The 21639-nt window shown below is 69.6% G+C and carries 17 protein-coding genes; 11 read left to right on the plus strand and 6 right to left on the minus strand.

Annotated elements, in window-relative coordinates; translation table 11 throughout:
* The 3 genes from DXK32_RS28465 to DXK32_RS28475 all read right to left on the minus strand — a co-directional run.
* A partial coding sequence (locus tag DXK32_RS28465) for an ATP-binding cassette domain-containing protein (RefSeq protein ID WP_432612369.1) occupies window positions 1–734 on the minus strand: 734 nt, incomplete at its 3' end.
* Window positions 668–1474: an ABC transporter permease subunit gene (locus DXK32_RS28470; RefSeq protein ID WP_114861582.1), complete on the minus strand. Its 807-nt coding sequence runs from the start codon at window positions 1472–1474 to the stop codon at window positions 668–670. The genes DXK32_RS28470 and DXK32_RS28465, both read right to left, overlap by 67 nt.
* Window positions 1474–2181, minus strand: a complete 708-nt coding sequence (locus DXK32_RS28475) for an ABC transporter permease subunit (protein WP_114861583.1) — start codon at window positions 2179–2181, stop codon at window positions 1474–1476. Before DXK32_RS28475 ends, DXK32_RS28470 begins: the two co-directional genes overlap by 1 nt.
* 381 nt (window positions 2182–2562) lie before the next feature.
* Between DXK32_RS28475 and DXK32_RS28480 the strand changes: the two genes are divergently transcribed.
* The 3 genes from DXK32_RS28480 (at window position 2563) to DXK32_RS28490 (ending at window position 7160) form a co-directional block, all read left to right on the plus strand.
* The gene (locus tag DXK32_RS28480) at window positions 2563–4809 is read left to right on the plus strand and encodes a VTT domain-containing protein (RefSeq protein WP_247877392.1); all 2247 of its coding nucleotides are present in this window, start codon (window positions 2563–2565) and stop codon (window positions 4807–4809) included.
* Window positions 4806–5618, plus strand: a complete 813-nt coding sequence (locus DXK32_RS28485) for an endonuclease/exonuclease/phosphatase family protein (protein WP_051658011.1) — start codon at window positions 4806–4808, stop codon at window positions 5616–5618. Before DXK32_RS28480 ends, DXK32_RS28485 begins: the two co-directional genes overlap by 4 nt.
* A gap of 321 nt (window positions 5619–5939) precedes the next feature.
* Window positions 5940–7160, plus strand: a complete 1221-nt coding sequence (locus DXK32_RS28490) for a polyhydroxyalkanoate depolymerase (protein ID WP_114861585.1) — start codon at window positions 5940–5942, stop codon at window positions 7158–7160.
* Between the two features lie 48 nt (window positions 7161–7208).
* On the opposite strand, the gene DXK32_RS28495 is transcribed toward DXK32_RS28490, so the two are convergent.
* Window positions 7209–8294, minus strand: coding sequence for a COX15/CtaA family protein (locus DXK32_RS28495; protein WP_114861586.1), 1086 nt, complete (start codon window positions 8292–8294; stop codon window positions 7209–7211).
* Between the two features lie 193 nt (window positions 8295–8487).
* On the opposite strand from DXK32_RS28495, the gene DXK32_RS28500 reads away from it, so the two are divergent.
* Window positions 8488–11982 (plus strand): pyridine nucleotide-disulfide oxidoreductase, encoded by a 3495-nt coding sequence (locus DXK32_RS28500; protein WP_114861587.1) that lies wholly within the window; start codon window positions 8488–8490, stop codon window positions 11980–11982.
* Between the two features lie 146 nt (window positions 11983–12128).
* Here DXK32_RS28500 and DXK32_RS28505 read toward each other — a convergent pair whose 3' ends face one another.
* Together DXK32_RS28505 and DXK32_RS28510 are read right to left on the minus strand one after the other, a co-directional pair.
* Window positions 12129–12620 carry a lysozyme gene (locus DXK32_RS28505; RefSeq protein ID WP_114861588.1) on the minus strand — a complete coding sequence of 164 codons (492 nt, stop codon included), beginning with the start codon at window positions 12618–12620 and terminating at the stop codon, window positions 12129–12131.
* Between the two features lie 135 nt (window positions 12621–12755).
* Window positions 12756–13019, minus strand: a complete 264-nt coding sequence (locus DXK32_RS28510; protein WP_114861589.1) for an usg protein — start codon at window positions 13017–13019, stop codon at window positions 12756–12758.
* A 294-nt stretch (window positions 13020–13313) separates the two neighbouring features.
* Between DXK32_RS28510 and groES the strand changes: the two genes are divergently transcribed.
* From groES to DXK32_RS28550, 7 genes are all read left to right on the plus strand, one after another.
* Complete coding sequence (groES, locus tag DXK32_RS28515) at window positions 13314–13604, plus strand: co-chaperone GroES (protein ID WP_014239088.1); 291 nt, start codon at window positions 13314–13316, stop codon at window positions 13602–13604.
* A gap of 52 nt (window positions 13605–13656) precedes the next feature.
* Complete coding sequence (gene groL, locus DXK32_RS28520) at window positions 13657–15300, plus strand: chaperonin GroEL (protein WP_114861590.1); 1644 nt, start codon at window positions 13657–13659, stop codon at window positions 15298–15300.
* Window positions 15301–15496: 196 nt separating this feature from the next.
* A complete protein-coding gene (locus DXK32_RS28525) occupies window positions 15497–17191 on the plus strand; it encodes a catalase (protein WP_114861591.1) in 1695 nt (564 codons plus the stop codon).
* 236 nt (window positions 17192–17427) lie between these two features.
* On the plus strand, window positions 17428–18432 hold the full coding sequence (locus DXK32_RS28530; protein ID WP_282184613.1) for a cytochrome-c peroxidase: 1005 nt from the start codon (window positions 17428–17430) through the stop codon (window positions 18430–18432).
* A 227-nt stretch (window positions 18433–18659) separates the two neighbouring features.
* On the plus strand, window positions 18660–19820 hold the full coding sequence (locus DXK32_RS28540) for a NapC/NirT family cytochrome c (RefSeq protein WP_114861592.1): 1161 nt from the start codon (window positions 18660–18662) through the stop codon (window positions 19818–19820).
* Between the two features lie 109 nt (window positions 19821–19929).
* Window positions 19930–20193 (plus strand): hypothetical protein, encoded by a 264-nt coding sequence (locus tag DXK32_RS28545; RefSeq protein WP_114861593.1) that lies wholly within the window; start codon window positions 19930–19932, stop codon window positions 20191–20193.
* A gap of 124 nt (window positions 20194–20317) precedes the next feature.
* A complete protein-coding gene (locus DXK32_RS28550; RefSeq protein WP_114861594.1) occupies window positions 20318–21580 on the plus strand; it encodes an NAD(P)/FAD-dependent oxidoreductase in 1263 nt (420 codons plus the stop codon).
* Window positions 21581–21639: the final 59 nt, after the last annotated feature.

The following is a 21639-nucleotide window of genomic DNA, read 5'->3' on the forward strand; positions in this document are numbered from 1 at the left end:
GGGGCGGGCTCCTCCGGTTCCTCCAGGCGGCCTTGGGCCAGGATCAGCCGACGGTCGGCCAGACCGGAAGGAACCGGGTCGGGCTCCGGGCGCCCGGCCAGCAGCAGCGCCGTCCCGGCCTCGCGCGTCCAGGCGGCGAGGTCGCTCAGCAGGCGGACGCGCTGGGTGGGGTCAAGCGTGGCGGCGGGGGCGTCGGCGAGCAGCAGCGCCGGCTCCGCCGCCATGGCCAGCGCCAGCGCCGCCCGCCAGCGCATCGCCTCGCCCAGCTCGTGCGGGTGGAGCGCCAGCCGGCGCGCGGCGGCGGGCACCTGGAAGCGCTCCAGCGCCTCGGCGGCGCGGCGCAGGGCGGTGCGCTCGTCCATCCCGGACTGGTGGGCCAGAAGCTCCACGAACTGGGCGCCGAGCGGGCGCAGCGGGTCGAGGGCGCCATCCTGGGTGACCAGGGTGCGCCGCCCCTGGATGCGGATGCCGCCCAGCACCGTGATGCCCTTGGGCGCGAGGCCGGCCAGAGCGCGCAGCAGCAGCGTCTTGCCCGTGCCGGCGCCGCCCGACAGGGCCAGCACCGCGCCGGGATCGACGGCGAAACTCAGCCGGTCGAGCAGGATGTCGCGGCTGGTCAGCAGGGACAGCCCCTCCACCCGCAGCGGCGCGCGCTCGTCCGATCCGCTCACCGGCGCCCCCCGGCCGTGGAGAAGGCCAGCCGCATTCCGTCGCCCACCCCGTGCAGCGCCCACAGGGTCAGCGCCAGCAGCAGCGCCGGCCCGGCCAGCGCCGTGGCGTCGCCCGCCCGCGCCGCCGCGCCGATGGCGGTTCCCCAGCCGGTCACCCCCTCCGGCAGGCCGAGCCCGAGCAGGCTGGCGAGGCTTTCCGCCATCAGGGCGCGGGGAAGGGCGGTCCAGGCCGCGGCGGCGAGCGGCAAAACCGCGTTGGGCAGGATGTGGCGGCGCAGCCGGCGCCCGTCGGCAATCCCGGCGGCCTGGGCGGCGCTCAGGAACTCCCGCCGCAGCAGGGCGCGCAGCTCGTCCCGCGCGATGACGGCCACCGCCGGGGCGGCGATCAGGGCGGTCACCACCGCCATCGGCGCCAGCCCGCGCGTTGGACCCAGCAGTCCGCCGGCCAGCGGCAGGACCAGCGCCAGGGGAAGGCCGGTCAGGGCCGTGGCGGGCGCCATCATCGCCCGCTCCGCCCGCTCGCCCAGAGCAACCGCTATGACGGCCCAGAGCAGGCCGAGGGCGGCCCCGCCCAACCCGGCGAGCAGCGCGAAGGTCAGGCTCTGGTGCCCGGCGGCCAGCGCCGCCCCCAACGGGCCGCCCCCGGCGACGAGGCCGACCGCCACCGCCAGCATCAGCGCCGCCAGAAGGGTCAGCCCGGCGGCGGCGGGGCGGTGCGCGGTCAGCCGCTGCCCGGCCTTCTGCCAGGGGCCGTCGCGCCAGTGCGGATCGGTGCGGGGATCGGTGCCGGCGGGTCCGTGCATCAGGCCATCCGGGCCCGTGGGTCGATCCAGCCGCGCAGCGCGCCGCACAGCGCGTTCAGCAGCACGGCGAGGCCGCACAGCCCGGCGAGCGCCGCGACGGCCATGCCGGTGTCCGCGGCGCGCGCCGCCTCGACGAACAGCCGCCCGGCGCCGGAAACGCCGGTCCCGAACAGGGTTTCCACCGCCACGGCCGCGGTCACCGTCCCGGCCACGGCGCTGCGCAGACCGCCCATCGCCGCCGACAGCCCCAGCGGCAGGGCGAGCCGCCACAGCAGGGCGGAGCCGTCCATCCCGCGCCCGCGCGCCGCCAGCAGAACGGTGTCCTCCGCCCCGGCCCGCGCCCGGCCGGCGAGCGCCGCGGCCTGGGCGGCGGCGGGCAGGGCGAGGGCGGCGAGGCCGAGCAGGACGGGCGCCTTCGCCAGCGTGGCGGCGAAGACCGCGGCCAGCAGGAAGCCCGGCATGGCCGGACCCACCCCGCCCAGAACGGCGCCCGCCCCGCCTAGGACGCCGAGCAGGGCGCCGACCCCGGTCCCCAGCGCCAGCGCCGGCACGACCAGCGCCAGCGTCGCCGGCAGGGCGGCCAGAACGGCGCCCAGCGCCTGCGTCCAGCCGGGTCCCGCCAGCGCGGCCACCACGGCGGCGGCGAGCGCGAGGCCCAGCAGGGCCGGCACCACGGCCAGCACCCGGCGCAGGACGAGGCTCAGCATCGGCCCCGCCGGGAGCGGGCGACCGCGACAATCGGATTTGAGGGGACGGCGGACAAGCGGATCACAACAGGCGGATCATCCGACAATGGCGGACACGAATGGAGTCCTCCTGACGGTACCCAGGTCCCGGCCGGTCGGGCAATGGAATTTCGCCTCTCGGCGGGGGGTGGGGAGGGTTGGGCGGCTGCGGTGTTGTTCGGGCATCCGCCTTCCTGGCCGGTCGCAGCCCGTCCCGGACGCACCATATGTGAACCCCCGATGCCGATCCCCGCAGGAACCCCGGTCCAGCCGCGTCCCATGCCCGACCAGCCGTCCTTCCCAATCCCATTTGAACCAGCGCCTGCCGCGGCGCTTTCCAGCGCGGCCGCGGACCCGCTGCTGGTGCCGGGCCGCACCTGCTGGCGGGTGGAGCGGGCGGAGCGGGTCGGGGTCATTGTCGATGCGGAGGATTATTTCGCGTTCGCCAAGGCGGCGATGCGGCAGGCGCGGCGCAGCATCTACCTGACCGCCTGGGACTTCGACGCCCGCATCCGGCTGACCCCGCAGGCGCGCCACCCGCGCCGCCCCGACAAGCTCGGCAACCTGCTGAACTGGCTGGCGGCGACCCGCCCGGACCTGACCATCCATGTGCTGAAGTGGGACTTCGCCGAGCTGTTCGACCTCGCCCGCTGGTCGCAACCGCTGTTCCTGCGGAGTTGGCTCAGCCATTCGCGGCTCCAGTACCGGCTGGACGGCGACCATCCCGCCGGGGCCTGCCACCACCAGAAGATGCTGGTGATCGACGACCGGCTGGCCTTCTGCGGCGGGCTGGACATCACCGCCAACCGCTGGGACACCCGCGCCCACCGCGCCGACGAGCCGCTGCGCCGCCAGCCGGACGGCACCCCCTACGAGCCCTTCCACGACGTGATGATGGCGGTGGACGGCGACGCCGCCCGCGCGCTGGGCGACCTGTTCCGCGAGCGCTGGCGCCGCGCCACCGGCTGCGTGCTGTCGCCGCCGGCCATGGACGTGCTTGGCGGCGGTGGCGGCATTGCCGACGGCAAGCGCCCCCGGCGGCTGCGGCTGAAGGCGCGCCGGGCCGGGCCGGACAGCCCCGACCCCTGGCCGCAGCAGCTCGTCCCGCTGCTGAAGGGCATGCCGGTCGGCATCGCCCGCACCGAACCCGGCTACAACGGGCGCGCCGAGGTGCGGGAGGTCGAGGCGCTCTACACCGCCGCCATCGCCGCGGCCGAGCGCTTCATCTACCTGGAGAGCCAGTATTTCGCCTCGGTCGCCGTGGCCGAGGCGCTGAAGGCACGGCTGGCCGAGCCGGACGGGCCGGAGGTGATCGTCGTCAACTCCGCCCGCACGTCGAGCTGGCTGGAGAACACCGTGATGCTCGGCGCCCGCGCCCGGCTGGTGAAGGAACTGCGCGAGGCCGACCGCAACGGGCGCTTCCGCTTCTACATCGCCAAGACCGAGAGCGCCAAGACCGGCAGCGTCGGCATCACCATCCACGCCAAGGTGATGGTGGTGGACGACCGGATTCTGCGCATCGGCTCGGCCAACCTGAACAACCGGTCGATGGGGCTGGACACCGAATGCGACCTGGCGCTGGAGGCGCCGCCGGGCAAGGCGGAAGGGCGCGAGGCCCGGCAGGCCATCGCCGGGGTGCGCGACGACCTGCTCGCCGAGCATCTCGGGGTGGCGCCGGACAGCGTGACGGCGGAGCTGCGCCGCTCCGGCTCGCTCATCCGCACGGTTGAGGCGCTGAGCCGGCCCGGCGGGCGGACGCTGGAGCCGCTGGAGGATGCCGACCCCGGCCTGCTCGCAGCCGCCGTCGCCGACTCCAAGCTCTTCGATCCGGAACGCCCGGTGGGGGCGGTGGACATCGTGTGGCGCGTCCTGCCGTCGCGCATCCCGCGCCGTCACCATTGGCTGGCCCTGGGCATCATCCTGGCGGTGGTCGGCGGGGTGTGGGGGCTGTGGAACCACACGCCGCTGCGCGACTGGGCGACGCTGGACGCCGTGCTGGACGCCTTCGAGCGCCTGCGCGAGTCGGCCTTCGGGCCGCTGTGGCTGATCCTGCTCTACGTCGCCGGTGGCTTCGTGCTGTTTCCGGTGCTGCTGCTGATCGCGGCGACGGCCATCGCGCTGGGGCCGTGGATGGGCTTCCCGACCGCGCTGGCCGGGGTGCTGGCCTCCGCCGCGGCGCTGTTCTGGGTGGGGCGGCTCACCGGCCAACGCCCCATCGAGCGCTACGGCGGTGCCGTGGTGCGGCGGGCCAGCGATGCGCTCGGCGAGCGCGGCGTGCTGGCGATGGCGGCGCTGCGGGTGGTGCCGGTCGCCCCCTTCACCGTGGTGAACCTCGTCGCCGGGGCTTCCCGCATCCGGTTTGCCGACTATCTGTTCGGGACGATCCTGGGGATGGCGCCGGGAATCCTTGTCTTCAACCTGCTCGGGCACCAGCTTGAGCGTGTGTTGACGGAACCGACGCCCACCGACATGGTTCTTCTGGGTCTGGCGGCGGTGACCGCGCTGGGGCTCGGCTGGGCCGGCAATCGGCTGGTGCGGGCCTTGGCGGCGAAACGGCCAACCGCCGGGCCGGCCATTGGAGAAGCAGTCAAGGGAGACCAACAGCGGTGATCCGATTCAGCCGAGAGCGTGTGCAGCGGATCGCCTCCGCTCTGCGCGCCGCCCGCGTCCGCCGCCCGAAGCGCCGCGTCGACAGCCGCAGCGGCCCGGTGCCGGAGGGCATGGCGCCGCTGCGCGTGGCGACCTGGAACATCCACAGCTGCGTCGGGCTGGACGCGCGCTTCGCGCCGGACCGCATCGCCGAGGTCATCAAGGAGCTGGACGTCGATCTGGTCGGGCTCCAGGAGGTCGGCTGGCACCACCGCGGCGAATCCGGGCTGGACCAGTTCGCCTTCCTGGAACGCGCCACCGGACTGAAGGCCCACGCCGGCCCGACCAAGCACAACGCCCACGCCCATTACGGCAACGCCATCCTGACCCGACTGCCGGTCCTGAAATGCGAGCCCATCGACCTCAGCGTCGGGCGGCGGGAACCGCGCGGCGGCATCGACGTGATCGTCGAGGTGGAGGGGCGCCCGGTGCGCATCATCGTCGCCCATCTCGGCCTCGACCCGTGGGAGCGGGCGCGGCAGGTCGGCGCCATCGTCGACCGGCTGGAGGAACAGCCGGCCCTGCCGACCCTGTTCATGGGCGACCTCAACGAATGGGCGCCGAATTCGCCCCGGCTGCGCAAGCTGGCCGAGGCCTTCCCCGACTGGGCCAGCCCGCGCAGCTTCCACGCGCGGATGCCCACGCTGCGGCTCGACCGCATCTATGTGAACAACGGGCTGACCATCCCGTCCTACGAGGTGGTGCGCACGGTGCTGACGCGCCGCGCGTCCGACCATCTGCCGGTGCGCGCCACCGTGGCGGTGCCATAACCGATATTCCCGCTCGGGTATGCCGATCCCTTGATGGCTGCAAGGCGCGTGCGCGGTTCCGCGGGCGCGCCTTTTTCTTTGGGCTTGATCCGCCTGCCTTGCCTCTTTTGCAGTGCAGCGTTGCATGGTCTGTTTCGTGTGGCTGACTGTTTCTCCTGTAAGTTTTTTGCCCGAGAACGGGTGTCGGCTATTGACCTTTCGGATAAGGGCTGGCCAATCTGTTGGTTGGTCATACGACCAATAGCGGCCGCCCAACGACGGTCGATCAAAGACAGCACCCAGCCGATCGGGCGTGGGAACAACCGCCGAAGCGAGGACCTGTTGCTCTACCATCTCTACGATCTGCAGCACGCCGCCCTGCGCCCGATGCGCCTCCTGGCCGAAGCGACCCAGCACACCTTCCAGAACCCGTTCAGCCCGGTGTCCTACACCCGCGTCGGCCGCGCCATGGCCGCCGGCGCGGAATTGCTGGAGCGCACCACCCGCCGCTTCCCTAAGCCGGAATTCGGCCTGAAGACCACGGTGGTGAACGGCGAGACGGTGGCGGTGAACGAGCGCATCGCCCACCGCAAGCCCTTCTGCAATCTGCTGCACTTCGCCAAGCCGGAAGGCACCCCGGCGCAGCCGCGCGTCCTGCTGGTCGCCCCGATGTCGGGCCACCACGCGACGCTGCTGCGCGGCACGGTGGCGGCGCTGCTGGCCGACCACGACGTCTTCGTCACCGACTGGATCGACGCCCGGCTGGTGCCGCTGGCGCGCGGGCGGTTCGACCTCGACGACTACATCGACACGGTGGCGGAGCTGATCCGCGTCCTCGGGCCGCAGACCCACGTCATCGCGGTGTGCCAGCCGGCGGTTCCGGTGCTCGCCGCGGTGTCGCTGATGGCGGCCGGCGACGAGGCGGTGCAGCCGCGCTCCATGACGCTGATGGGCGGCCCCATCGACCCGATGGCCAACCCGACCGTGCCGGTGAAGCTGGCGGCGACCCACCCGCTCTCCTGGTTCGAGCGCAACGTCATCACCACCGTCCCGGCCTATTATCCGGGCGGCTTCCGTCAGGTCTATCCGGGCTTCATCCAGCTCTCCGGCTTCATGTCGATGAATCTGGACCGCCACATCGGGGAGCATGTCGGCCTGTTCCGCCACCTTGTCCGCGGCGACGGCGATTCCGCGGAGCAACACCGCCGCTTCTACGACGAGTATCTGTCGGTCATGGACCTGTCGGCGGAGTTCTACCTGCAGACCATCGAGACGGTGTTCCAGAAGCATTCGCTCGCCAACGGCACCATGGAGTCGCGCGGGCGCAAGGTGGAGCCGGCGGCGATCCGCCGGACCGCCGTGATGACGGTGGAGGGCGAGCTGGACGACATCTCCGCCCCCGGCCAGACCGAGTCGGCGCACCGCCTCTGCGCCTCGCTGCCCGACGCCATGCGCGCCCGCCATTTCCAGAAGGGTGTGGGCCACTACGGCATCTTCAACGGCCGCCGCTGGCGCGAGAGCATCATGCCGGCGGTGCGGGAGTTCATCCGCAAGCACGATTGAGGCCCGTCAGCCCCGCCCGCCGCGTTGCGGCGGGCGGGGGACTTCCGTTCAGCGCTTCGGAACGCCCACCGGGCGCAGCTCGTGGAGCAGCCAGACCAGCCCCGACACCAGCAGGATCGCCCCCGCCTGATGGGCGGCGCCCAGCGGGATCCACACGAAACTCAGCAACGTGGCGATGCCCAGCCCGATCTGGACCAGCACCATCGCCGCGGTCAGCAGCGCCACCCGCCCGGCGCGGCCCGGCAAACGGGCCACCCACACCCGCAGGGCCAGTCCCAGAACCACGAGGCCGGTCAGCAGCGCCAGCGCCCGGTGCGTCAACTGGATGGCGGCGGTGTTCTCGAAAAAGTTGATCCACCAGGGCGTCAGGTTGGCGACCTCCGGCGGGATGACGTGGCCGGCCATCAGCGGGAAGGTGTTGTAGGCCAGCCCGGCGTCCGTCCCGGCGACGAAGGCGCCCCAGACGATGGTGACGCCGGTCAGCCCCAGGGCCCAGCGCGCGTGCTTGCGCAGCCGGCCGGACTCGGTCGCCCAGCCGGCCAGCGGCAGCGGGTCGAGAATCCCCAGCGCGGTGCGCAGCAGCAGCCCGTAGATCACGATCGCCGTGCCGAGATGCAGCGCCAGCCGGTAATGGCTGACGTCGGGCCGGTCGACCAGCCCGCTCTTGACCATGTACCAGCCGATCACCCCCTGGAGTCCGCCGAGCAGGAACAGCCCGGCCAGCTTCGGCCACAGGGCGGCGGGAATCCGCCCGTTGACCCAGAAGCGCAGGAAGGGGATCAGGAAGACGAAACCGATCAGCTGGCCCCAGAAGCGGTGGAACCACTCCCACCAGAAGATCTGCTTGAAGGCCGCCAGATCCATCGCCGAATTGTAGATGCGGAACTCCGGCGTGGTCTGGTAGAGGCCGAAGACGCGGTTCCATTCCGCCTCCGACAGGGGCGGCAGGATGCCGATCAGCGGCTTCCACTCGACCATCGACAGGCCGGATTCGGTCAGGCGCGTGATGGCGCCGATCACCGCCATGGCGAAGACCATCGCGCAGCAGACGAGAAGCCAATAGGCGATGGGACGGGTGGAAGCGGGGTCGCGGACGTCTTTCCCGGCGTAGGCGGGGGCGGTGATGTCGGTCACGGACGGGCGGCTCCGGAAGATGCGGACAAGGTCCGGGGGGATAGGGACCACCGGCTCATGTGGGGTGCGGCAGCGGCTGCGTCAAACGGACACGGGTTACCCCACCGCACCGGACACCGGTTTCGGGTGAAGGCGGCGCGCCGTGGGTGTTACAAATATCAGTCTTACCAACGGCTTCGGATGCGGGGCGGCGATGGCGGACCTCACCCTCGGCTTCGGCCTGTCGTTCCACGAGCTTTACGGGCAGGACGGGCTGGCCCGGCTCGACCGCGCCTTCCTCGCCCGGCTGTCCGACACGGACCTGGCGCTCGCCAACCGGCTGCTCTCCGCCCGCGCCCAGCCCGACCGGCTGGAGGTCCGGGCGGAAAGCGACCTGCTGATCGCGCTCGCCCCCCACGCCGAGGATGTCATCGGCGACCTGTTCGGCATCCGCGCCGCGCTCGACGAGCTGCGCGCCCGCCACACGGAGCTGGCGCCGCTCTACACCGCCAAGCGCCTGTTCGTTCAGCGCCGCGCCGCCAAGGCGGTGAAGCCGGAGGCGGTCGCGGCGCTCGACGGGGCGGAGCTGGCGGCAAGGCTGGAGGACTGGTTGGGCGGCCCGCTGACCGAGGCCGCTTTCGCCCGACAAGTGCTGGCCTGGATGGAGGACGAGGCGGCCCATGCCGACCAGCTCGACAGCGCCGCCCAATACGCCGCCTGGGCGGTCTTCAGCGAGGCCGGGCGCGCCCGGCACGGCGGCGGCGTGCTGTTCCAGGTGCCGCACCGCACCGACCCGCAGCGTCTGGTCCCGGTGGAGACAGTGGAGCTTCACGGCGTCACCATGATGCGCCTGCCCGAAGACGCCGGCCGTGAGCGGCAGGGCTTCCACCTCACCGACCCCGGCACCGATCTGGCCGGGGCGCTGGACGAGGCCAACTACTGCATCTGGTGCCACAACCAGGGGAAGGACAGCTGTTCCAAGGGGCTGCGCGACCGCAAGACGGGGGAGTTCCAGAAGAGCGCCTTCGGCGTCGCGCTGGCCGGCTGCCCCTTGGAAGAGAAGATTTCCGAGATGCACGCTCTGAAGGCCGAGGGCGTGCCCATCGGGGCGCTGGCCGTGGTGGTGGTCGACAACCCGATGTGCGCGGCCACCGGCCACCGCATTTGCAACGACTGCATGAAGGCCTGCATCTACCAGAAACAGGAGCCGGTGGACATCCCGCAGGCCGAGACCCGCACGCTGAAGGACGTGCTGGAGCTGCCCTGGGGCTTCGAGATCTACAGCCTGTTGACCCGCTGGAACCCGCTGGACCTGCGCCGCCCGCTGATGCGGCCGGACAGCGGCTACAAGGTTCTGGTGGCCGGGCTGGGGCCGGCGGGCTTCACGCTGGCGCACCATCTGATGAACGACGGCCACACGGTGGTCGGCATCGACGGGCTGAAGATCGAGCCGCTGCCCGCCGACCTCTCCGGCGTCCTGCCCAGCGGCACGCGGGTGCCCTTCCGGCCGATCCGCGATGTGCGCGACCTCTACGACCGGCTGGACGAGCGGGTGATGGCCGGCTTCGGCGGGGTGGCCGAGTACGGCATCACCGTGCGCTGGAACAAGAATTTCCTGAAGGTGATCCGGCTGTTGCTGGAACGCCGGGCGCGCATGACGATCATCGGCGGGGTGCGCTTCGGCGGCACGCTGACCATCGACGGGGCGCTGGAGCTGGGCTTCGACCACATCGCCCTGTGCATGGGGGCGGGCAAGCCGACCGTCGTGCCGATGGCGAACGGGCTGGCCCGCGGGGTGCGGCAGGCCTCGGACTTCCTGATGGGGCTGCAACTGACCGGGGCGGCCAAGCCGGACAGCATCGCCAACCTCCAGGTCCGGCTTCCCATCGTGGTGATCGGCGGCGGGCTGACCGCCATCGACACGGCGACGGAGGCGCTGGCCTATTACCCGGTTCAGGTCGAAAAGTTTCTCTCGCGCTACGAGGTCCTGGTGGCCGAGCGGGGGGAGGCGGCGGTGCGCACCCGCTGGACGCCCGACGAGGCCGAACTGGCCGACGAGTTCCTGGCCCACGCCCGCGCCATCCGGGCGGAGCGCCTGGAGGCCGGCGAGCAGGGGCGCGAGCCGCGCGTCACGGCGCTGCTGCAATCCTGGGGCGGCTCGACCATCGCCTATCGGCGGCGGCTGATTGACAGCCCGAGCTACACGCTGAACCACGAGGAGGTGGCGCACGGGCTGGCCGAGAGCATCCGCTTCCTGGAATGCGCCGCCCCGCGCGGGGTGGAGATCGACGAATCGGGCGCCGCGCGGGCCATTCACCTTGCCATCAGCCCGGTCGGGCCGGACGGGGTGGTGGCGCCCGCCGCGGTGGACGCTCGCCTTCCCGCCCGCACCATTCTGGTCGCCGCCGGCACCCAGCCGAACACCGTCCTGGCCCGCGAGGAGCCGGAGTGGGTGGAACTGGACGGGCGCTGCTTCCGCGCCATCGACGAGGACGGCAATCCGGTGACGCCGGAACGGACGAGCAAGCCGGCCCAGGCGCATGTGCTGATGGCGCGGGCGCCGAATGGGCGCTTCCTCAGCTTCTTCGGCGACCTGCATCCGTCCTTCGCCGGCAATGTGGTGAAGGCGATGGGCGGGGCGAAGCGCGGCTATCCGGTGGTCAGCCGCGCCCTGGCCCGCCGGGCGCCCAGTTCGGTGACGCCGGAGGCGCTGGTGCGGCGCCTGAACGCCGAGCTGCGGCCCCTGGTCCACAGCGTCACCCGCCTGACCCCGACCATCGTGGAGGTGGTGGTGAAGGCTCCGGCCGCGGCGCGCCGTTTCGAACCCGGACAGTTCTACCGGCTGCAGAATTTCGAAACGCTGGCGCAACGGATCGGCCGGACCACGCTGGCGATGGAAGGGCTGGCCCTGACCGGCGCCTGGGTGGACAAGGCGGCCGGGCTGCTCTCGATGATCGTTCTGGAGATGGGCGGTTCGTCCGACCTCTGCGCCCTGCTCAAGCCCGGCGACCCGGTGGTGGCGATGGGACCGACCGGCGCCCCGACCGAGATCCCGGAGGGCGAAACGGTGGCGCTGGTCGGCGGCGGGCTGGGCAACGCCGTGCTCTTCTCCATCGGACAGGCCTGCCGGGCGCGCGGCAACCGCGTCGTCTACTTCGCCGGCTACAAGCGGATGGAGGACCGTTACAAGACCGAACAGATCGAGGCCGCCGCCGACCGCGTTGTCTGGTGCTGCGACGAGGCGCCGGGCTTCGCGCCGTCGCGCCCCGGTGATCTGAGTTTCGTCGGGAACATCGTGGAGGCCATGCGCGCCTACGCGGCGGGCGAGCTGGGGCCGGCGGACATTCCGCTGGAGACGGTGGACCGCATCGTCGCCATCGGCTCCGACCGCATGATGGCGGCGGTGGGGGCGGCCCGGCACGGCCTGCTGAAGCCGTACCTGAAGCCCGGCCACGCGGCCATCGGCTCCATCAACTCCCCCATGCAATGCATGATGAAGGAAGTCTGCGCGCAGTGCCTGCAACGGCACACCGACCCGGCGACCGGCGCGGAGACGGTGGTGTTCTCCTGCTTCAACCAGGACCAGAGCCTGGACCGCGTGGATTTCGCCAACCTGAACCAGCGGCTGCGCCAGAACGCCGTCCAGGAAAAGCTGACCGCCCAGTGGATCGACCGCGGCCTGCGGCTGACCGGCCAGCGGAAGGGGTGAGGGGGACGTTCTTTCCCTCTCCCCTCTGGGGAGAGGGTTAAGGGTGAGGGGGATGCGCTGTTGCCGGACGTACCGAAACGCACATCCCCCTCACCGGCCCTTCGGGCCACCCTCTCCCCAGAGGGGAGAGGGTTATCTAAAAGCGTTCACGCGCCGGTGGCGGTGCTGACCGACGCCTGGGGCAGCGGCGTGGTGGCGCTTTCGAACAGGTCGGCCTCGGCGGCGCGGCGCTTCACCAGACCCGGAAGCTGCGTCTTGACGCCGTTGACCGTGGCGTAGACCCAGCGGCCGAACTGGCCGGCGGCGCCTTCGTAGTCGCCCTGGTTCAGCAGGCGCAGCAGGGTCGAGCATTGCAGGCTGCCGGCCCCCAGGTTGAACACGAAGGAGGCCAGCGCGCCGCGCTGGTCCGGGTTCAGCGCGACGGTGACCAGCTTGTCCACCTGGGCGGCGGCGGAGGTCAGGTCCGACTTCAGGAAATCGTCGGCCTGGGCGGAGGAGATGCTCTGCCCCAGCTCGACCCCGGCGGTGTGGCCGTAGCCGATGGTCGGCACCCCCGCCGGGCACAGATAGGCGTTGAGGTAAAGCCCCTCGAAATGCTTCACGAGGTTGACCGCTTCTTCGCAGACCGGCGTCGTCATGATCGTCGTTCCTCAGCTTGTCGTGGACGTGCATCGGCACGGACAGTTCGTGCTGAGGAAAGGGTATCGAAAGAGTTATGCTCTTAATAATGGTTTATTTTTTCACATTTTCCCGCGATTCGGGGGTGTGGGGCGTCAGGTCCAGCGGAACTCCGCAGCCACCGCGCGGGCCTCGCCGGGCGTGATCAGGCGGTTGGTCGCCAGCTTCACCGAATGCAGTTTGCCGTCCAGGTTGGCCTGCCAGAAATCCAGGAACCGGCGCAGCACCGGGTAGCCCGGGGCGATGTCCAATTCCTGCCAGAGATAGCTCTGCAGCAGGTGCGGGTGGTCCGGCATGTGGTACAGAATCTCCGCCGTGGTCAGGCGGTAGTCGCGAAGCTGAAGCCCCAGACTGGCCATGCTCTGCCTCCGTGATGGTGGAACCGGTGGCGTCCTTCCGCTGCGTCCTGGTGATTCTTTTGTGAAAGTGTGCCGTTCGCGGTTGCGGCAAGCAACAAAAATTTTTCTGCTATTTCAATGTGTTAGCAGCAGAACAGGGCGACTGCTGCCAGGAATCGCACCGATTGCCGCAACGACCCTCTTGAATCGAAACCGCAGCTCGATTAGCTGTCTGGCACTCGCCGGGGGAGAGTGCTAACAGCCCCGAGCCCGGCGCCAATCCTTTCAATAAGCCTTGATCCTGGAGGCATCCCCATGAAGTTCCGTCCGCTGCACGACCGCGTCGTCGTCAAGCGTCTGGAGTCCGACACCAAGACCAAGGGCGGGATCATCATTCCCGACACCGCGAAGGAAAAGCCCCAGGAGGGCCAGGTGGTCGCGGTTGGTCCGGGCGCCCGTGACGAGAGCGGCAAGGTCGTTGCGCTCGACGTGAAGGCCGGCGACCGCATCCTGTTCGGCAAGTGGTCGGGCACCGAGGTGAAGATCGAGGGCGAGGATTTCCTGATCATGAAGGAATCCGACATCATGGGCGTCGTCGAGGCCTGAGCCTCCGCCCGCGCTGAGCGATCCAACCCCCCGAATTTCAAGGAAGTGAGCAATGGCTGCCAAGGAAGTTAAGTTCTCCGCCTCCGCGCGCGAGAAGATGCTGCGCGGTGTGGACATCCTCGCCGACGCCGTGAAGGTGACGCTGGGTCCGAAGGGCCGCAACGTCGTGATCGAGAAGTCCTTCGGCGCTCCGCGCATCACCAAGGACGGCGTCTCGGTCGCCAAGGAAATCGAGCTGTCGGACAAGTTCGAGAACATGGGCGCCCAGATGGTGCGTGAGGTCGCGTCGAAGACGAACGACCTGGCCGGCGACGGCACCACCACGGCGACCGTTCTGGCCCAGGCCATCGTCCGCGAGGGCGTGAAGTCGGTGGCCGCCGGCATGAACCCGATGGACCTGAAGCGCGGCATCGACCTCGCCGTCGAGACCGTCGTGGCCGACATCCGCGGCCGCGCCAAGAAGGTCACGACCAACGACGAGATCGCCCAGGTCGGCACCATCTCCGCCAACGGCGAAGCCGAGATCGGCAAGATGATCGCCCAGGCGATGGAGAAGGTCGGCAACGAGGGCGTCATCACGGTGGAAGAGGCCAAGAGCCTCGAGACCGAGCTGGACGTCGTCGAGGGCATGCAGTTCGACCGCGGCTACCTGTCGCCGTACTTCATCACCAACGCCGACAAGATGATCGCGGACCTCGAGAGCCCGTTCATCCTGCTCCACGAGAAGAAGCTGTCGGGTCTGCAGGCCCTGCTGCCGGTCCTCGAGGCCGTCGTGCAGTCCTCGCGTCCGCTGCTGATCATCGCCGAGGACGTCGAGGGCGAGGCCCTGGCGACCCTGGTCGTGAACAAGCTGCGTGGCGGCCTGAAGGTCGCCGCCGTCAAGGCCCCGGGCTTCGGTGACCGCCGCAAGGCGATGCTGGAGGACATGGCCATCCTGACCGGCGGCCAGGTCATCTCCGAGGATCTCGGCATCAAGCTCGAGAACGTCACCATCGACATGCTGGGCACCGCCAAGAAGGTCGTGATCTCCAAGGAGAACACCACCATCGTCGACGGCGCCGGCTCGGCCGAGGACATCCAGGCCCGCATCGGCCAGATCAAGGCGCAGATCGAGGAGACCACCTCGGACTACGACCGCGAGAAGCTGCAGGAGCGTCTGGCGAAGCTGGCTGGCGGCGTTGCCGTCATCCGCGTCGGCGGCGCCACCGAGGTCGAGGTGAAGGAGCGCAAGGACCGCGTTGACGACGCCATGCACGCCACCCGCGCCGCGGTGGAAGAGGGTGTCGTCGCCGGCGGTGGCACCGCTCTGCTGTACGCCACCAAGGCCCTGGAGACCCTGAAGCCGATCAACGACGAGCAGCGCGTCGGCATCGAGATCATCCGCCGCGCCCTGCAGGCCCCGGTCCGTCAGATCGCCTACAACGCGGGCACCGACGGTTCGATCGTGGTCGGCAAGCTGCTGGACCAGAACGACGCCAACTTCGGCTACGACGCCCAGAAGGGTGAGTTCACCGATCTGGTCGCCGCCGGCATCATCGACCCGGTGAAGGTGGTTCGCACCGCCCTGCAGGACGCGGCCTCGATCGCCGGCCTGCTGATCACCACCGAGGCGATGATCGCCGAGAAGCCGGAGAAGAAGGCTGCTCCGGCCGGCATGCCGGGTGGCATGGACGACATGGGCGGCATGGGCTTCTAATAGCTCACGTCATCCACGACGATTGCGGAAAGGGCGGTCCCTCGGGGCCGCCCTTTTCCGTTTGGGCATCTCCCTGACGGACAGGATGCCGCCGTCCGACGTTTTGGATTGGAACGGTTCCAAACTGCGGCCGTTGACCTCCCAACCGGACGCCCCAGGGGTGCGCCGGCACGGCTTGCTGTTCAGGGAGAAAGCGATGGCTGACCAATCGAAGACTCTGACCAACCGTCAGGGCCACCCGATCACCAACAACCAATCCCAGCGCACCGTGGGGGCGCGCGGCCCGGCGACGCTGGAGAATTACCAGTTCCTGGAGAAGATCTCTCACTTCGACCGCGAGCGCATTCCGGAGCGCGTGGTCCACGCCCGCGGCTTCGTCTGCTACGGCGAGTTCGAGGCCACCGGCAAGATCGGCGACGAGCCGGCCTCCAAATACACCCGCGCCAAGCTGTTCCAACAGGCCGGCAAGAAGACCCCGCTGGCCATCCGCTTCTCCACCGTCATCGGCGGGCGCGATTCGTCGGAGGTGGCCCGCGACCCGCGCGGTTTCGCGGTGAAGTTCTACACCGAGGACGGCAACTGGGACCTCGTCGGCAACAATCTGCCGGTCTTCTTCATCCGCGATGCCATCAAGTTCCCGGACGTCATCCATTCGCTGAAGCCCGATCCGGTGACCTTCCGGCAGGAACCGAACCGCATCTTCGACTTCATGAGCCAGACGCCCGAATCCATGCACATGCTGACCCATCTGTTCAGCCCGCGCGGGATTCCGGCCAACTACCGGCACATGGAAGGCTTCGGCGTGAACACCTACAAGATGGTGAACGCCAACGGCGACACGGTGCTGGTCAAGTACCACTTCCACCCGCGCTGCGGCGTCGCCTCCCTGACGGCGGAGGAGGCGGCGAAGGTGCAGGGGCAGGATCTCGGCTCCGCCTCCAAGGACCTGTTCGAGGCCATCGACCGGGGCGATTACCCGCAATGGGACATGTTCGTCCAGGTCATGGAGGACCATGACCATCCCGAGCTGGAGTGGGACCCGCTGGACGACACCAAGATCTGGCCGGAGTCGGACTTCCCGCTGCGCCACGTCGGCGTGATGACGCTGAACCGCAACGTCGAGGATGTCTTCAACGAGAACGAACAGATCGCCATGGGCACCGGCGTTCTGGTCGACGGTCTGGACTTCTCGGACGACAAGATGCTGGTCGGGCGGACCTTCTCCTACTCCGACACGCAGCGCTACCGGGTCGGACCCAACTATCAGCAGTTGCCGATCAACCAAGCCAAGAACGCGGCGGTCGCCACCAACCTGTCGGGCGGTCAGATGTCCTACCAGCGGGATCTGGCGCCGGGGCAGAACCCGCACGTCAATTTCGAGCCGTCCATCCACAACGGCCTGACCGAGGCCCAGCGGGAGGAGCCGAACAACCCGCCGGAAATCCACGGCCGCCTGACCCGCAGCGTGATCGAGCGCCGCAACGACTATGTCCAGGCGCGCGCCCGCTACTGCACCATGATGGACTGGGAGCGCGACGATCTGGTCCTGAACATGGGCACGCTGCTCGGCCAGTGCGAACGCGACGTCCAGGAGCGGATGCTCTGGCATTTCTTCCTGATCCATGACGATTACGGCAGCCGGGTCGCCGGCCTGCTGGGCATGACCGCCGCCGACGTCGCCGGCTTGGCCCCCCTGCCCAGGCAGGTGCTGACCGACGAGGACCAGAAGCGGCTGAAGGCGCTGGGCAGGAACGGCGACACCATCGACCCGAAAGCCTGGGGCCAGTGGACCGGCTCCGTGACGGTCCACCGTGCCACGGCGGACGAGGTGGCGAAGGGCATGCCGGCCGGCGCGCAGGGCGGCATGGCCAGCCAGGCGGCTGCCGAGTAGGCACAACTTAAAATCATCAATTGATTGGCGTCCCGATGGGGCGGCGGGTTCTCCCGCCGCCCCATTGTCATGCCGGCACCGGTGACTGTTTCCAGTAGGCACAATTTGTATACGGACATGCGACGCATTGCCGCGCGACACGCCTGTCACTGGTATCACCAGAGCGACGCGTGCCACTGTCATTTCGCATCAAGGCATTAGCCAAAATATTAGAACTTCGATAAGGGAGAAGTGCGATGTCCATGCGTGCTGCCGTGTCCTTCGCGGCCATGCTGGCGGCCTCCGTCGCCACCTTCGGCGCACCCGCTTTCGCCGCCGGCGAACCGATTTCGCCGATCGAGCCGGCGAAGATCACCAATCCCGGATTGGTTGAACTCGGCAAGAAGCTCTACTTCGATCCCCGGCTGTCCAAATCCGGCTTCATCTCCTGCAACTCGTGCCACAACCTGTCCATGGGCGGCACCGACAACCTGAAGACCTCCATCGGCCACAACTGGCAGCAGGGTCCGATCAACTCGCCGACCGTGCTGAACTCCAGCCTGAACGTGGCGCAGTTCTGGGACGGCCGTGCCCTGACCCTGCAGGAACAGGCCGGCGGCCCGATCGCCAACCCCGGCGAGATGGGCTCCACCCACGCCCTGGCGGTCGAGGTGCTGCGCTCCATCCCCGAATACCAGAAGGAATTCGCCGAGGTCTTCGGCGAGACGAAGATCACCATCGAAGAAGTGACCAAGGCCATCGCCGCCTTCGAGGAGACGCTGGTCACGCCGAACTCCCGCTTCGACCAGTGGCTGAAGGGCGACAAGAAGGCCCTGACCACCGTCGAGCTGGAAGGCTACGAGCTGTTCAAGGACTCGGGCTGCACCGCCTGCCACAACGGTTCGGCCGTCGGCGGCAACACCTTCCAGAAGATGGGCGTCGTCGAGCCCTACAAGACCAACAACCCCGCCGAGGGCCGCATCGCGGTGACCAAGGAGGAGGCCGACCGCTTCAACTTCAAGGTTCCGACGCTGCGCAACGTCGCGCTGACCTACCCCTACTTCCACGACGGCGAGGCCGCGACCCTGTCCGACGCCGTGGACGTCATGGGCCGCATCCAGTTGGGCAAGAAGTTCTCGACCGACGAGAACGCCAAGATCGTCGCCTTCCTGAAGACGCTGACCGGTGACCAGCCGAGCTTCGCTCTGCCGATCCTGCCGCCGTCCACGGACAAGACGCCGAAGCCGCATCCCTTCGACTGACGGTTCGGGGGGTATTCCCTCTCCCCTCCGCTCACGCGCAAACGAAGTTTGCGCTGACGCGACAGGCGGACCTTTGGTCCGCCGAAAGCGGGGATAGGGTTAGGGTGAGGGGGGTGCGCTTGTGCCGGACGTGCCGCCACGCGCAACCCCCTCACCGCCCGCTTCGCGGGCACCCTCTCCCCAGAGGGGAGAGGGTTGAAGATTGCCAGGGTGTCCAGGGTATCGACATGCGGTGGGGATGGAAGACGGCGGGCGGCTTGGCGGGCGGCTTCGGGGCGCTCGCGCTGGCCGGTCTGGTGGGCGTCGTCGTCGGGGTGGTCGGCTGGGGCGGCTTCAACACCGCGATGGAAGCGACCAACAGCATGGAATTCTGCATCTCCTGCCACGAGATGCGCGACACCGTGTATGTCGAGTACAAAGTCTCGCCGCACTACCGGAACGCTTCCGGCGTAAGGGCCACCTGCGCCGACTGCCACGTCCCGCGCGACTGGACGCACAAGGTGATCCGCAAGGTGCAGGCGTCGGGCGAGCTGTACCATTGGCTCATCGGCTCGATCGACAGCAAGGAGAAGTTCGAGGCCAAGCGCCACACGCTGGCGCGCCGCGAATGGGACCGCATGCGGGCCACCGACAGCCAGGAATGCCGCAACTGCCATTCCTTCGGCGCCATGGATTTCCACAAGCAGACGCCGAAGGCGGCCAGCGCCATGGAGGGGGCGGAGAAGGCCGGCAAGACCTGCATCGACTGCCACAAGGGCATCGCCCACCGCTTCCCCGACGTCACCGCCGGCCATCGCCAACTTTTCGCCGGTCTGTCGGATCAGGCGAAAGCGCTGGCCCTCAAGCCCGGCGACACCGCCTACGCCCTGACCAGCCTCGCCTTGTACGGCGCGCTGCCGACTCCTGGGAGCGCCGGAGACGGCGAGATCGCCGCGGCGACGCCGGTGAAGGTTTTGGCAACGGAAGGCGGCGCCCTGCGGGTGGAGATCACCGGCTGGCAGCGCGGCAGTTCTGCCCAGACCCTCTACGCCCAGCCGGGCAAGCGCATCACCACGGTCAAGCTGGACGCGGCGGCGGCCGGGCAGACGGCTGTGCTGCGCCGCGTCACCGATCCGGAGACCGAACAGGACTGGACGGAGGTCCGCCTGACCGCCTGGACCGGGGCGGGCGGCTATGTGGCGACGCTCGGCGCGCTGTGGGATTACGGGGCGCGGATCTACGACGCCAACTGCTCGCTGTGCCACGCGCCGCACCCGCCGGGCGAGTTCGACGCGAACGCCTGGATCGGCAAGATGAACGCCATGAAGCGGCTGACCCCGCTGGACGAGGAGGAGGGCCGTCTGCTGCTGACTTATCTGCAGAGCCATGCGAAGGACGGCGCGCGATGATCGCTGCGGCGAGAACCCGAAGCTGCTAAGAGGGGTTTTCTACCACGGGCCGGCGTTGAACGCGCCGCGCCCGACGGCAGACGACCACTTGAGAAAGAGGACCCCCGCGATGTCGACTCTGCACAAACAAGCCATGGAAGCGGTGCTTCAGGCCGCCTCTCACGACATCGTCGGCACGCTCCAGGAGCGTGGCGTCACCGACAAGCACAGCGAGGAGGGCGACCTCGTCGTCCTCGACGTCGCGATCCTGCACGCCTACCGCATCTTCATGCGGATCTGCGAGGAGAACGGGCTGGAGGTGGACGCGGGCTATTTCGCCGACATGGCCAACGACCTTGCCGACGAGGTGGCCCAGGAGGACGACGCGGACTGATCCGGTCCCGCGCCGCCGATTCCCGCTTCTTGAGTGCCCCGGTCCCGTCCGACGCTGCTTTTTCCTTTGGCGAAGGCGGTGCGGACGGGACCGGTAAACTTCCTACTGCCCCTCGGGGGACCCGATGACCGACGCCCCTGACACCGTTTCCTCTCCCGACGCTTTATCTCCCGACGCTTTATCTCCCGACGTCGCGATCATCGGCGCCGGCCCGGCCGGGCTGATGGCGGCGGAGGTCATCGCCGCCGCGGGCCGCTCGGTCGCCGTCTATGAACGGATGCCCACCCCGGCGCGCAAGCTGCTGCTGGCCGGGCGCGGCGGGCTGAACCTGACCCATTCCGAAGCGCTGGACGCCTTCACCGCCCGCTACGGCGCGCAGGCGCCGCTGTTCGCCGATCTGCTGGCCGGCTTCTCCCCGGCCGACCTGCGCGATTGGGCGGCGGGTCTCGGGATCGAGACCTTCGTCGGCTCCAGCGGGCGCGTCTTTCCGGTGCAGATGAAGGCTTCCACCCTGGTCCGCGCCTGGCTGCGCCGGCTGGAGGGGCTGGGCGTCACCCTGCACACCCGCCACCGCTGGCTGGGCTGGGATCAGCAAGGCGCGCTGCGTTTCCAGCGCGGCGACGGCAGCGAGACCACCGTCGCGCCGCGCGCCACCCTGCTGGCGTTGGGCGGGGCGAGCTGGCCGCGCACCGGTTCCGACGGCGCCTGGACCGGGCTGCTGGCGGCGCGCGGGGTGGACATCGCGCCGCTGCGCCCGTCCAACATGGGCTTCGAGGTGCCCTGGTCCGATCACCTGCGCGAGCGCTTCGCCGGCCAGCCGGTCAAGAGCGTCGGCCTCGCCTTCGCCGACCGCCGGCTGAAGGGCGAGTTCGTCATCACCGAGACCGGCATCGAGGGCGGCGCCGTCTACGCGCTGAGCGCCCCCTTGCGCGACGCCATCGAGCGCGAGGGCTGGGCCGCCCTGACCATCGACCTGATGCCGGACCTGCCGGAGTCGGCGATCGCCAAACGGCTGCGCCGCCGCGGCGCGGAGTCGCTGTCGACCTTCCTGAAGAAGTCCCTGTCGCTGACCGGCCCGCGCGCCGCCCTGCTGCGCGAGTTCACCCCGGCGTCCGAGCTGTCCGACCCGGCGGCGCTGGCCCGCCAGATCAAGGGCCTGTCGATGGTGCTGACCGGGGTGCGGCCGATCGAGCGCGCCATCTCCACCGCCGGCGGCGTCCGGCTGGCGGAGCTGGACGGATCGCTGATGCTGACCCGCCTGCCGGGGACCTTCGTCGCCGGGGAAATGCTGGATTGGGAAGCGCCGACCGGCGGCTACCTCCTCCAGGGCTGCTTCGCCATGGGCACGCGGGTGGGGAAGGGCGTGCTGGGGTATCTGGGGGGCTGAGTCGTTGCCGGGGCTGCCCCCACCCCGGCCCTCCCCCGCTGCGCAGGGGAGGGGACTAA

The sequence above is a fragment of the Azospirillum brasilense genome (genome assembly GCF_003349955.1).
In the GTDB taxonomy this organism is placed as follows: Bacteria; Pseudomonadota; Alphaproteobacteria; order Azospirillales; family Azospirillaceae; genus Azospirillum; species Azospirillum brasilense_B.

Excerpts from the sequence above, each read along its gene's own strand:
- DXK32_RS28470 (WP_114861582.1), bottom strand. The coding sequence starts at position 1,474 with ATGCACGGACCCGCCGGCACCGATCCCCGCACCGATCCGCACTGGCGC.
- DXK32_RS28475 (WP_114861583.1), bottom strand. The coding sequence starts at position 2,181 with ATGCTGAGCCTCGTCCTGCGCCGGGTGCTGGCCGTGGTGCCGGCCCTG.
- DXK32_RS28500 (WP_114861587.1), top strand. The coding sequence starts at position 8,488 with ATGGCGGACCTCACCCTCGGCTTCGGCCTGTCGTTCCACGAGCTTTAC.
- DXK32_RS28505 (WP_114861588.1), bottom strand. The coding sequence starts at position 12,620 with ATGACGACGCCGGTCTGCGAAGAAGCGGTCAACCTCGTGAAGCATTTC.
- DXK32_RS28510 (WP_114861589.1), bottom strand. The coding sequence starts at position 13,019 with ATGGCCAGTCTGGGGCTTCAGCTTCGCGACTACCGCCTGACCACGGCG.
- groES (WP_014239088.1), top strand. The coding sequence starts at position 13,314 with ATGAAGTTCCGTCCGCTGCACGACCGCGTCGTCGTCAAGCGTCTGGAG.
- groL (WP_114861590.1), top strand. The coding sequence starts at position 13,657 with ATGGCTGCCAAGGAAGTTAAGTTCTCCGCCTCCGCGCGCGAGAAGATG.
- DXK32_RS28525 (WP_114861591.1), top strand. The coding sequence starts at position 15,497 with ATGGCTGACCAATCGAAGACTCTGACCAACCGTCAGGGCCACCCGATC.
- DXK32_RS28530 (WP_282184613.1), top strand. The coding sequence starts at position 17,428 with ATGTCCATGCGTGCTGCCGTGTCCTTCGCGGCCATGCTGGCGGCCTCC.
- DXK32_RS28540 (WP_114861592.1), top strand. The coding sequence starts at position 18,660 with ATGCGGTGGGGATGGAAGACGGCGGGCGGCTTGGCGGGCGGCTTCGGG.
- DXK32_RS28545 (WP_114861593.1), top strand. The coding sequence starts at position 19,930 with ATGTCGACTCTGCACAAACAAGCCATGGAAGCGGTGCTTCAGGCCGCC.
- DXK32_RS28550 (WP_114861594.1), top strand. The coding sequence starts at position 20,318 with ATGACCGACGCCCCTGACACCGTTTCCTCTCCCGACGCTTTATCTCCC.